The following is a 12,289-nucleotide window of genomic DNA, read 5'->3' as shown; positions in this document are numbered from 1 at the left end:
AATAAAAAGGCCGGGCAACGCGAACGTCACCCGGCCTGTAAAAGCGTAGCGCTAATTACTGATATTCGCTCATCGGTACGCAGGAGCAGAACAGGTTACGGTCGCCGTAAACATCATCAAGACGTTTCACCGTTGGCCAGTACTTGTTCGCTACACCCGCCGGGAAGACAGCCTGCTCACGGGTATAACCGTGATGCCACTCGGCTACCAGCTCGTTCTGCGTATGCGGTGCATTCACCAGAGGGTTATCGGTAAGCGGCCATTCGCCCGCTTTTACGCGGTTGATTTCGCCACGTATGGCCAGCATAGCGTCAATAAAGCGATCCAGTTCGGCTTTGCTTTCAGACTCGGTCGGCTCAACCATCAGCGTACCCGCGACCGGGAAGGACATGGTCGGCGCATGGAAACCGTAATCAATCAGGCGCTTCGCAATATCCAGTTCGCTAATACCGGTCTCTTCTTTCAGCGGACGAATGTCGAGAATACATTCATGCGCCACCCGACCATCACGACCAGTATAAAGAACCGGGAATGCATCTTTCAGACGGCTGGCAATGTAGTTAGCATTCAGAATTGCCACCTGGCTTGCCTGTTTCAGCCCTTCGGCCCCCATCATACGGATGTACATCCAGCTGATTGGCAAAATCGACGCGCTGCCAAACGGAGCGGCGGATACCGCGCCCTGTCGGGTCAGCATGCCTTCAATCTGTACCACGCTGTGACCGGGTACAAACGGCGCCAGATGCGCTTTCACACCAATCGGCCCCATACCAGGACCGCCGCCGCCGTGCGGAATACAGAAGGTTTTATGCAGGTTGAGATGCGACACATCAGCGCCGATAAAGCCCGGTGAGGTAACTCCCACCTGTGCGTTCATATTCGCGCCGTCGAGGTAAACCTGCCCGCCAAATTGGTGCACAATTTCGCATACTTCACGGATAGTCTCTTCGTAAACACCGTGAGTGGATGGGTAGGTCACCATGATGCAAGAGAGGTTTGCCGCATGTTGTTCCGCTTTCGCGCGCAGATCGGCCAGATCGATGTTGCCGTTCTTATCACAGGCAACAACCACCACCTGCATACCTGCCATCTGTGCTGACGCCGGGTTGGTCCCGTGCGCAGACGCCGGGATCAGGCAGATATCACGATGGCCTTCATTACGGCTCTCATGATAGTGACGAATCGCCAGCAGGCCTGCATATTCCCCCTGCGCGCCAGAGTTCGGCTGCATACAAAGGGCATCGTAACCCGTCAGTTTCACCAGCCAGTCGGAAAGCTGAGCGATCATGTGATGGTAGCCTTCGGCTTGCTCTGGCGGACAGAACGGATGCAGTTCTGCGAATTCAGGCCAGGTGATTGGGATCATTTCCGCTGCGGCGTTCAGCTTCATGGTACAGGAGCCCAGCGGGATCATCGCCTGGTTGAGCGCCAGATCTTTGCGCTCCAGAGAGTGCATGTAGCGCATCATCTCAGTTTCGCTGTGATAGCGATTAAAGACCGGGTGGCTCAGGATAGCATCATCACGCAACATCGCGGCAGGCACAGAACGGCTGTCAAGCGCCACCTCTTTATCCAGTGCGTCGATATCCAGTCCTTGCGCATCACCCAGCACCACGGCAAAGAGTTTCTGTACATCATCACGGGTAGTGGTTTCATCAAGCGTGATACCCACGGCATTCAGAATATCGCTGCGCAGGTTAATTTCCGCGACTTGCGCGCGTGCCAGCACGGCGGCTTTGTCGGCCACTTCAACGCACAGAGTATCGAAGTAGTGGGCGTGACGCAGTTTCAACCCTTTTTGTTGCAGGCCGGTAGCCAGAATGTCGGCCAGACGGTGGATTCGATTCGCGATGCGTTTCAGACCAACCGGCCCGTGATAAACGGCATACAGGCTGGCTATATTGGCCAGTAACACCTGAGAAGTACAAATGTTGGAGTTCGCTTTCTCGCGGCGAATATGCTGCTCGCGGGTCTGCATCGCCATGCGCAGCGCGGTATTGCCCGCCGCATCTTTTGAAACGCCGATAATACGGCCAGGCATGGAGCGTTTGAATTCATCTTTGGCGGCAAAGAATGCCGCATGCGGGCCGCCGTATCCCATCGGCACGCCGAAGCGCTGCGCAGAACCGAAGACAATATCAGCCCCTTGTTTACCCGGCGCGGTCAGCAGCACCAGCGCCATAAAATCGGCGGCGACGCTGACCACAATTTTCCGGGCTTTCAGTTCGGCGATCAGCGCACTGTAGTCGTGTACTTCGCCAGTCGTGCCTACCTGCTGCAACAGCACGCCAAACACATCCTGATGATCCAGCACTTTGCTGGCATCATCCACGATGACGTCAAAACCAAAGGTTTCGGCACGGGTGCGCACCACATCCAGCGTTTGCGGATGTATGTCGGCGGCAACAAAGAAACGGTTGGCATTTTTCAGTTTGCTGACGCGCTTTGCCATCGCCATCGCTTCGGCAGCGGCAGTAGCTTCATCCAGCAGAGAAGCAGAGGCAATGTCGAGGCCGGTCAGATCCAGTGTTACCTGCTGGAAGTTCAGCAGCGCTTCCAGACGGCCCTGGGAGACTTCTGGCTGATACGGGGTGTAGGCGGTGTACCAGCCCGGGTTTTCCAGCATATTGCGCAGGATCACCGGCGGCAACTGCACGTTGGTGTAGCCCATGCCAATGTAAGACTTAAAGCGCTTGTTACGTCCGGCAATTGCTTTTAGCTCCGCCAGCGCGGCATATTCAGTCGTGGCTTCACCCACCTGCGGCGGCGTGGCGAGCTGGATATCTTTTGGCACGATCTGCGAAATCAGTGCATTTAACGAATCCGCGCCAACCGTTTTCAGCATCTCTTGCTGTTGCTGAGCATCCGGCCCAATGTGACGTTCAATGAAAGCGCCACGGTTTTCAAGCTGGCTTAAAGTCTGTGTCATGAGCGATGGTTCCTGAAACGTGCGGTGAATCAATTTGGAAATCGTGATTTCTTGCCTGAATACGCTAAATCATTCGCGTTGCAGGAAGCGGCGAGGCAGTGAATCCCCAGGAACGTACAAAAGTAAGTGGCTGGGGTTAAGCGGCGAAGCCAACGAGCCTGCAACGTGAAGGATGACGCGTATTTACTCGTCTTCTAACAGTGCTTCGTATTCTGTTGCACTCAACAGCGCATCAACTTCCGATTCATCGCTGGCTTTAATTTTGAAAATCCAGCCTTCGCCATAGGGCTCGCTGTTAACCTGCTCCGGCGCATCGCCCAGAGCCTCGTTAACAGCAACGATTTCACCGCTGATCGGGGCATAAATATCGGAAGCCGCTTTTACTGATTCAGCGACGGCACAATCATCGCCTGCGGCAACAGTTGCGCCCACTTCTGGCAGGTCAACAAACACCATGTCGCCCAATAATTCCTGCGCATGTTCAGTGATACCGATGGTGTACGTGCCATCCGCTTCTTTACGCAGCCACTCGTGTTCTTTGCTGTATTTCAGTTCTGCAGGTACGTTGCTCATCACTAAATCTCCAAATAAGAATGAATCACGCGACGGCTTTGCCAGCGCGTACAAAAATAGGTTTCGTCACTTTCACCGGCATTTCACGATTACGGATCTGGACGATCGCCGTGTCGCCAATGCCCGCAGGCACACGCGCCAGTGCGATACTGTAGCCCAGCGTCGGAGAGAAAGTTCCACTGGTGATCACGCCTTCACACGCGTTACCCTGGGCATCAGTAAACCGCACCGGCAATTCGTTACGCAGCACGCCTTTCTCGGTCATGATCAGACCGACCAGTTGTTCGGTACCTTTCTCGCGCTGTAATTCGAGCGCTTCGCGACCGATAAAATCACGGTCCGCCGGTTCCCAGGCAATGGTCCAGCCCATATTGGCTGCGAGCGGCGAAACGCCCTCGTCCATTTCCTGACCGTACAAGTTCATGCCCGCTTCAAGGCGCAGCGTATCGCGCGCGCCCAGGCCACATGGCTTAACACCTGCCTGTACCAGCTTCTGCCAGAAATCCGCTGCCTGTTCATTCGGCAGTGCGATTTCATAACCCACCTCCCCCGTATAGCCAGTGGTCGCGATAAACAGATCACCTGACTCAACGCCAAAGAATGGCTTCATGCCTTCTACTGCCTGACGCTGTTGGTCAGTAAACAGGGTCGCGGCTTTGGCCTGCGCATTTGGCCCCTGGACGGCAATCAGCGACAGATCGTCACGGACAGTGATGTCAATGGCATAAGGTTCAGCGTGTTGGGTAATCCAGGAGAGGTCTTTTTCGCGGGTGGCGGAGTTTACAACGAGGCGGAAGAAACCTTCGGTAAAATAGTAAACGATGAGGTCATCAATGACTCCGCCCGATGCATTTAGCATTCCGGAGTATAGCGCCTTGCCGGGCCTGGTGAGCTTCGCTACGTCATTTGCCAGCAAGTAGCGCAAGAATTCCCGGGTACGGTTGCCGCGTAAATCGACAATCGTCATATGCGACACATCGAACATGCCCGCATCGGTACGCACCGCGTGATGCTCATCAATTTGCGATCCGTAATGCAGCGGCATCATCCAGCCATGGAAATCCACCATGCGTGCGCCGCATAGCGTGTGTTGTTCATACAAAGGAGTCTGCTGGGCCATCTTTTCCTCGTCGAATAAGCGGGGCTTTCACGTTGTCAGCGGTTAAAAAATCATCGCACGACAAGACGTCGACACCGATCCCGGTCGCCGACGCAAACGTTCTCTTTCGCCTGAACTTATCACCGAAAGCGACGCTTAACCATAAGAGAAAATGGGTCATCACATTAGCTTATGACCATTTTTCGCAAAGAGCGCCACAGAATATTTAGCCACGTTCAAGCGCAAAATGGCGCATAAAGAATTACTCTACCCCGGTAACTATCGCAATCAGCCATATTTACCACCACAAAAGAGATAATTTTCCCGACAGTGAAAAAATGAGAGATGAGAAAAACTAATCTGAAAAATGGCGTGAAATTAGAATTTTTCAAATGAGGAAAGGTTTCCCTTCCCGCCAGGGGGAAGGGAAAGTGTGACGCAGTTAACGCAACCACTGAGGGAGGTCATTCAGCCCCATCGCCTGACGCAGCAGCTGGGGTTTTACCCCTGGTAATGTATCCGCCAGTTTCAGGCCAATGTCCCGGAACAGCTTTTTCGCAGGGTTAGTACCGGAAAATAATTCACGGAAGCCCTGCATCCCGGCCAGCATCAGAACAGCACTGTGTTTACGGCTGCGTTCGTAGCGACGCAGATACATATGCTGGCCAATATCTTTGCCCTGCGCGTTCAGGCGCTTGAGTTCACTGACCAGTTCTGCCGCATCCATAAAGCCCAGGTTAACGCCCTGTCCGGCAAGAGGATGGATGGTATGCGCCGCATCGCCCATCAATGCCAGACGATGTCCGGCAAAATGACGCGCGTAGCGTCCGGTCAGCGGATAGACCTGTCGCTCGCTTTCTACACGGCACAGCCCAAGTCGATTATCAAACGCGACACACAGCGCCTGATTGAAGTCCTCTTCGCTTGCCTGCTGCATTTGCGCTGCCCGTTCAGGCGGCAGCGACCAGACGATTGAACATAAGTGCGGGTCGGCCAGTGGCAGAAACGCGAGAATGCTTTCATCGTGGAAAACCTGCCGCGCGATAGCCTGATGAGGCTCATCGGTACGGATGGTCGCCACCAGCGCATGATGGTTATAGTCCCAGAATGTCAGCGGAATATCGGCTTTGTTGCGCAACCATGAGTTGGCTCCATCAGCCCCGACGACCAGCCGGGCGGTTAACATATTGCCATCTTTGAGAGTAAGAAATGCTTCGTTCTCGCCCCAGGCAACCTGCTGCAGCTCTGCTGGCGCCAGGATTGACACATCCGAACATTGATGAGCTTTGTTCCACAACGCCTGATGAATGACGCTGTTTTCAATAATATGACCGAGATGGCTGTAGCCCATACTTTGATCGTCAAAGGCAATCCGGCCAAAGCTGTCTTTATCCCACACTTCCATACCGTGATAACAGCTGGCGCGATGGGCAGTAATCGATGACCAGACGCCCAGGCGCGTCAGCAGTTTTTCACTGGCGGCGTTGATAGCCGATACACGCAGCTGTGCAGGGTCATCCTCTTTCACGGGGACGGGCGCATGCTGCTCCAGCACCGCCACTCGCAGGCCACTGCCCTGTAATCCACAGGCCAGCGCCAGTCCCACCATGCCGCCGCCTACAATTGCCACATCAACATTTTGCACAAATAACTCCTGTAGACCTTAACGCGCCACCCAGCCCAAAGTACGCTGCGCCAGCGCATCACGCGCCGGGGTAAATAATTCCATGGCCATCAAACCGACGTTACGCCCGACAACCAACGGCGCCCAGCGATTTGCAAAAAGATGTACTAACCCATCTGTCACGCCAATCGTAGCGCACTTATCGTCATGGCGGCGATCGCGATAGCGTGTCAGCACGCCATAACCGCCAACATCCTGCTGCTGCGCCCAGGCATCAGCCAGCGTTTCGGCCAGGCTCATCACGTCGCGCATTCCCAGATTAAAGCCCTGCCCGGCAATCGGGTGAAGGGTCTGCGCGGCATTTCCAACCAGTACCGTGCGATGTGAAATGGGTGAAGAGGCAGTGGAGAGAGAAAGAGGATAAGCGTTACGCGTTCCTGCATGCACAATTCGACCCAGTCGCCAGCCAAAGGCTTTTTGCAACTCATGGCAGAACGTCTCATCACTCCAGCTCAGGATGTGTTCCTGCTTTTCGAGCGGATGACACCATACCAGCGAACAACGTCCGTGTGACATCGGCAGCATTGCCAGCGGGCCATGAGCGGTAAAACGCTCAAACGCGCGCCCCTGATGTGCTACCGAGGTTGTAACGTTAGCAATTACCGCAACCTGTTGATAGGGTTCCTGTTGCCAACTGATACCACATTGCGCGCCCAGCGCAGAGCGGGAGCCATCAGCGGCGACCAGCAGGGTGCCGTTAATCGTCTCACCGCTTTCCAGTGCGACCGCCACGCGGTCTTCATCTCTGGAGAAGAAGCTCACCCGAGCCGGACAATGGAGCGTCACGCCTGGCGCTTTTTTCAGAAGACTAAAAAGACGGGTACCTACATCGTGTAGTTCCACAACCTGGCCGAGAGCCTCAATGCGATAATCATCAGCATCAAGCGTCACGAAACCGGCATGGCCGCGATCGCTGACATGCACGGTCGTAATCGGCGTGGCTTTCTCAACGATATGAGACCAGATCCCTACTCGCGCAAGTTGCTGGCATGTTCCCGCCGCCAGCGCGATAGCGCGCGCGTCAAAGCCAGGATGGTCCTGAGAACTCGGTTCGGTCGCTTCGATAAGATGAACAGGCAGGCGACCACCGGTTAAATGCGAAATCGACAGTGCGAGCGTCGCGCCCGCCATACCGCCACCAACAATAATCACACTCATGAGCGACGTGCCGCTGCCATCAGCGCCTCGATGTCGTCAGCTTTTTTGACGACGCTGGCAGTGAGGTTCTCATTACCGTTTTCGGTGATCACAATGTCATCTTCCACGCGGATACCTATGCCCCGATAGGCTTCCGGTACGTCAGCATCAGGGGAAATATAGAGACCCGGCTCGACAGTTAATACCATTCCGGGTTCAAGAACACGCGAGCGATCCTGGCCATAAACGCCAACATCATGGACATCGAGCCCCAGCCAGTGACTCAGGCCATGCATAAAGAAGGGGCGATGTGCATTCTCGGCAACCAACGCGTCAACCTCGCCCTTAAGAATGCCCAGTTTCACAAGCCCGGTAACCATGATGCGCACCACTTCACCGTTCACTTCCTGAATCGAGGTGCCGGGGCGAAACAGGCGCAGGGCCGTCTCCAGTGACTCCAGCACAATGTCATAAACTTCACGCTGTGCCGGGCTGAATTTGCCGTTTACCGGAAAGGTTCGGGTAATATCGCCGGCATAACCCATGTATTCGCAACCTGCATCAATCAGCACCAGATCACCATCACGCATCACGCTCTCATTTTCGGTGTAATGCAAAATACAGCCGTTCTCCCCGGCACCGACGATAGTGTTATAGGACGGAAAACGGGCGCCGTGACGGTTGAACTCGTGGTGGATTTCGCCTTCAAGCTGGTATTCAAACATCCCGGGTTTACAGGTTTGCATGGCGCGGGTATGCGCCAGCGCAGAAATCTCCCCGGCGCGACGCATCACATCGATTTCTTCGGCAGACTTGAACAGACGCATTTCATGCACGATGGGTCGCCAGTCGGTCACGCTGGCCGGCGCGGTGAGATTCTGGCGTGAACCTTTACGCAGTTTGTCCAGAGCGGCAAAGACAATCTCATCGGCATAGGCGTATTCGCCCTGGGCGTGATAAACCGCGTCCAGACCATTGAGCAATTGATAAAGATGCTTGCCTATTTCCGGAAACGCCAGCGCTCTGTCCACCCCCAGTTTTTCTGGCGCAGCCTCCTGCCCGAGTCGGCGGCCAAACCAGATTTCCGCCGTTTTATCACGTATCCGGTTAAACAGGACGCTGTGGTTATGGGTATCATCACTTTTAATCAGCACCAGTACCGCTTCCGGTTCATTAAAACCGGTGAAATACCAAAAATCGCTGTTCTGACGATACGGGTATTCACTGTCGGCACTGCGGGTCGCTTCCGGCGCCGCGAAAATAAGCGCCGCGCTGGCTGGCGCCATTTGCGCCAGCAACGCCTGACGGCGTCGGAGAAACTCAAGCTGTGTCATGACACCTCCTCTGAGCGGAAAAGATTAATGCAGGGTTGGTTTACGCACTTCTGGCGCTGTTGGCTGCGGGCGAGTGAATGTGTCATGGCACAGCAGCGCCGCAACGCGCACATATTCGATGATCTCTTCGAGCGACATCTCCAGCTCTTCCTGATCTTCGTCTTCGTCATAACCGAGCAAGGCGATGTTACGCAGATCGTCAATCGCTTCACCGGTTTCGCCGGTTACTTTGTCGAGTTTTGGCTGCGTGACGCCAAGCCCCAGCAGAAAGTGGTTAACCCAGCCTGCCAGCGCATCGGCACGGTCAAACACGCTAACGTCATCGCCAGTTGGCAGATAAAGCTGGAACAAGAAACCGTCATCTTCCAGTGAGTCGCTGGTGGCGGCATGCATGCTGCGCAACGCCTGTGCGAGCTCATGGCCAAATGCCAGCCCTTCGTTGGTCAGATCATGCAACAGCGGCTGCCAGGAGCTGTCGTTGTTGCCGCCACAAAGCATCCCCGCGATAAGCCCGTGCATTTCCGCAGGAATCAGTCCCACACCTTGTTGATTGAGCAACTGGCCTACTTCGTTGTAACCAGGTATTTCGTTCTGTATAGACATGCGCATTCATCGTCGTTGGGGAGAATATTCATGGTATGCTACCACTTTGGACCCTGGTGATATACCCGTCATGCTTCACGTTACATGCCTTTGCATGCACTATGAGTGAATTAAGGTATAGCAAAGAGCTTGAATCCTCTCACCAGGGTGGCTATAGTGACGCCCCTTCGCAGCCAGGACTCGGGTGTGAAGGCAGAGCGCAGTCAAACAGCAGGAAGGTGGCATGTCTGCACAACCCGTCGATATCCAAATTTTTGGCCGTTCACTGCGAGTGAATTGCCCGCCTGAACAGAGAGATGCTCTGAATCAGGCCGCGGAGGATCTGAATCAGCGGTTGCAAGATCTGAAAGTTCGCACTAGAGTCACAAATACTGAGCAGTTAGTCTTTATCGCAGCGCTGAATATCAGCTATGAACTGACTCAGGAAAAGGCAAAAACCCGTGACTACGCATCCAGCATGGAACAGCGTATTCGGATGTTACAACAGACCATCGAACAGGCATTGCTTGATCAGGGTCGCATATCCGAAAGACCGGGGCCGAAGTTTGAATAACACTTCAAGGTTAACTATGGTAGAGTGACCGTGAAGAAAAAATTTCTCTGAGATGTTCGCAAGCGGGCCAGTCCCCTGAGCCGATATTTCATACCACAAGAATGTGGCGCTCCATGGTTGGTGAGCATGCTCGGTCCGTCCGAGAAGCCTTAAAACTATGACGACACATTCACCTTGAACCAAGGGTTCAAGGGTTACAGCCTGCGGCGGCATCTCGGAGATTCCCTTCTTTCTACCTGATACAATGACACAACTTTCCGCTCTTCCCCCATCACGCCAGGAAATCCGTAAAATCATACGGCAGCGTCGTCGCGCCCTTACTGCTGAGCAACAGGAACATTTCTCGGTTGCAGCGGCAGCACGCATGATGGCTTATCCGCCGGTCGTGATGGCGCATACCGTCGCCCTTTTTCTCTCCTTCGATGGCGAACTGGACACCCAGCCACTTATCGAACAGCTCTGGCGTAGCGGCAAACGCGTTTATCTGCCGGTTCTGCATCCGTTCAGCCCTGGCAATCTGCTGTTTTTGCAATACCATCCGCACAGCGAGCTGGTTCTCAACCGCCTGAAAATTCAGGAGCCAAAACTGGACGTGCGCGATGTCTTACCGCTTGCTCAGTTAGATGTCCTGATAACACCGCTGGTTGCCTTTGACAGCCAGGGACAACGGCTGGGTATGGGTGGCGGCTTTTACGACAGAACGTTGCAAAACTGGCAGCAGTATGGGTTACAGCCTGTGGGTTATGCGCATGATTGCCAGCATGTTGATGTGCTTCCAGTGCAAGAGTGGGATATTCCGCTACCTGCGGTAGTGACGCCATCAACGCTGTGGAGCTGGTGAATTAAAGGACTGCGGCCTGATACTCTCTCCCGAAGGGCGAGGGAAAACACAAAAGAAACGGCAACCCTCAGGTTGCCGTTTTGCATTTAACTCACCTTCCGACACAACTGCGCAGAATCAGTACAGCAGACGAGCGCGAATCGTCCCCGGGATCGCCTTCATGCTCTGCAGCGCTTGTTGCGCCACATCTTCTTCGGCTTCAATATCGATGACCACATAGCCCATATACGGTGTCGTTTGCAGATACTGAGCGGCAATATTTATGCCGTCACCAGCAAAGATCTGGTTGATTGCAGTCAGCACGCCAGGACGGTTTTCGTGGATATGCAGCAGACGACGACCACCGTGCAGCGGCAGCGACACTTCCGGGAAGTTAACGGCAGAGAGTGTAGAGCCGTTATCAGAGTACTTAATCAGTTTACCCGCAACTTCCAGGCCGATGTTTTCCTGCGCTTCCTGAGTGGACCCGCCAATATGCGGCGTCAAAATTACGTTGTCGAATTCGCAAAGCGGTGAATTAAACGGATCGCTGTTGGTTGCAGGCTCAGTCGGGAACACGTCAATTGCCGCACCCGCCAGATGTTTACGCTTAAGCGCATCGCATAACGCCGGAATATCAACAACCGTACCACGTGCAGCGTTGATCAGCAGTGCGCCTGGCTTCATCAGCGCCAGCTCTTCCGCGCCCATCATGTTTTTGGTAGAAGCATTTTCCGGCACGTGCAGGCTGACAACATCGCTCATATTGAGCAGATCGGACAGATGCTGAATCTGGGTGGCGTTGCCCAGCGGCAGTTTGCTTTCAATATCGTAGAAATAAACGTGCATGCCGAGTGACTCGGCCAGAATGCCAAGCTGGGTACCGATGTGGCCATAGCCGATGATGCCCAGTTTTTTACCGCGCGCTTCGTAAGAACCCACGGCAAGTTTGTTCCAGATACCGCGGTGCGCTTTGGCGTTTGCTTCCGGAATACCGCGCATCAACAGTAACAGTTCGCCAATCACCAGTTCCGCTACGGAACGAGTGTTAGAGAACGGGGCGTTAAAGACCGGGATACCGCGTTGTGCCGCCGCATCCAGATTGACCTGGTTGGTACCGATACAGAAACAACCAATCGCTACCAGTTTCTCGGCTGCGGCAATAACATCTTCGGTCAGGTTAGTACGGGATCGAATGCCAATGAAGTGGGCATCACGGATAGACTCTTTGAGCTGCTCACTGTCGAGCGCGCCTTTGTGATACTCAATGTTGGTGTAACCTGCCGCACGAAGGCTATCGAGTGCTTTCTGATGCACCCCTTCGACGAGCAGAAATTTAATCTTGTCTTTCTCCAGTGATACCTTTGCCATTTACCCGACCCTGTTTTTGTCATAACTGATGTTGTGTGGATATTCATCCGCTGTAGTCAACATATCAAAAAAAACTATTGCAGCAATATGAACGTTTGCGTCGGCACTGTGAAGGAATGTCATACAGCGAGAAATGGCAGATGAATATGCTAAAAATAGCTATAGGGGCGGGAGGATTATCAGGGT

10 protein-coding genes and 1 other RNA gene are annotated in these 12,289 nt (G+C 54.1%); 3 read left to right on the top strand and 8 right to left on the bottom strand.

Going from position 1 to position 12,289, the window contains the following annotated elements; all coding sequences use genetic code 11:
- Nucleotides 1-55: 55 nt before the first annotated feature.
- From gcvP to AAIG39_RS08250, 7 genes are all read right to left on the bottom strand, one after another.
- A complete protein-coding gene (gene gcvP / locus AAIG39_RS08280) occupies nucleotides 56-2,929 on the bottom strand; it encodes an aminomethyl-transferring glycine dehydrogenase (protein ID WP_343193597.1) in 2,874 nt (957 codons plus the stop codon).
- Nucleotides 2,930-3,112: 183 nt separating this feature from the next.
- Complete coding sequence (gcvH, locus tag AAIG39_RS08275) at nucleotides 3,113-3,502, bottom strand: glycine cleavage system protein GcvH (RefSeq protein ID WP_090083472.1); 390 nt, start codon at nucleotides 3,500-3,502, stop codon at nucleotides 3,113-3,115.
- A 25-nt stretch (nucleotides 3,503-3,527) separates the two neighbouring features.
- Nucleotides 3,528-4,622 carry a glycine cleavage system aminomethyltransferase GcvT gene (gcvT, locus tag AAIG39_RS08270; protein WP_343193596.1) on the bottom strand — a complete coding sequence of 365 codons (1,095 nt, stop codon included), beginning with the start codon at nucleotides 4,620-4,622 and terminating at the stop codon, nucleotides 3,528-3,530.
- Between the two features lie 421 nt (nucleotides 4,623-5,043).
- The gene (gene ubiI / locus AAIG39_RS08265; protein ID WP_343193595.1) at nucleotides 5,044-6,246 is read right to left on the bottom strand and encodes an FAD-dependent 2-octaprenylphenol hydroxylase; all 1,203 of its coding nucleotides are present in this window, start codon (nucleotides 6,244-6,246) and stop codon (nucleotides 5,044-5,046) included.
- Nucleotides 6,247-6,264: 18 nt separating this feature from the next.
- Nucleotides 6,265-7,443: a 2-octaprenyl-6-methoxyphenyl hydroxylase gene (gene ubiH, locus AAIG39_RS08260; protein ID WP_090083466.1), complete on the bottom strand. Its 1,179-nt coding sequence runs from the start codon at nucleotides 7,441-7,443 to the stop codon at nucleotides 6,265-6,267.
- Nucleotides 7,440-8,756 (bottom strand): Xaa-Pro aminopeptidase, encoded by a 1,317-nt coding sequence (gene pepP / locus AAIG39_RS08255; RefSeq protein ID WP_090083465.1) that lies wholly within the window; start codon nucleotides 8,754-8,756, stop codon nucleotides 7,440-7,442. Before pepP ends, ubiH begins: the two co-directional genes overlap by 4 nt.
- A 24-nt stretch (nucleotides 8,757-8,780) precedes the next feature.
- Nucleotides 8,781-9,359, bottom strand: a complete 579-nt coding sequence (locus tag AAIG39_RS08250; protein WP_249572216.1) for a YecA/YgfB family protein — start codon at nucleotides 9,357-9,359, stop codon at nucleotides 8,781-8,783.
- A gap of 223 nt (nucleotides 9,360-9,582) precedes the next feature.
- On the opposite strand from AAIG39_RS08250, the gene zapA reads away from it, so the two are divergent.
- The 3 genes from zapA to AAIG39_RS08235 all read left to right on the top strand — a co-directional run bounded on the left by zapA (nucleotide 9,583) and on the right by AAIG39_RS08235 (nucleotide 10,753).
- Entirely contained in the window at nucleotides 9,583-9,912 is a 330-nt protein-coding gene (gene zapA, locus AAIG39_RS08245; protein ID WP_039077987.1) for a cell division protein ZapA, read from the top strand.
- Nucleotides 9,913-9,953: 41 nt separating this feature from the next.
- Nucleotides 9,954-10,137: non-coding RNA, 6S RNA (gene ssrS, locus AAIG39_RS08240), on the top strand.
- 19 nt (nucleotides 10,138-10,156) lie between these two features.
- The gene (locus tag AAIG39_RS08235) at nucleotides 10,157-10,753 is read left to right on the top strand and encodes a 5-formyltetrahydrofolate cyclo-ligase (RefSeq protein WP_343193594.1); all 597 of its coding nucleotides are present in this window, start codon (nucleotides 10,157-10,159) and stop codon (nucleotides 10,751-10,753) included.
- Between the two features lie 117 nt (nucleotides 10,754-10,870).
- Here the strand turns inward: AAIG39_RS08235 and serA are convergent, their stop codons facing one another.
- Nucleotides 10,871-12,103, bottom strand: a complete 1,233-nt coding sequence (gene serA / locus AAIG39_RS08230) for a phosphoglycerate dehydrogenase (protein ID WP_090083459.1) — start codon at nucleotides 12,101-12,103, stop codon at nucleotides 10,871-10,873.
- Nucleotides 12,104-12,289 lie beyond the last annotated feature (186 nt).

The organism is Phytobacter palmae (genome assembly GCF_039409775.1).
Taxonomy (GTDB): domain Bacteria; phylum Pseudomonadota; class Gammaproteobacteria; order Enterobacterales; family Enterobacteriaceae; genus Phytobacter; species Phytobacter palmae.
Note: the sequence above shows the minus strand (reverse complement) of the source record. Positions and strands in the feature narration are given on the sequence as shown.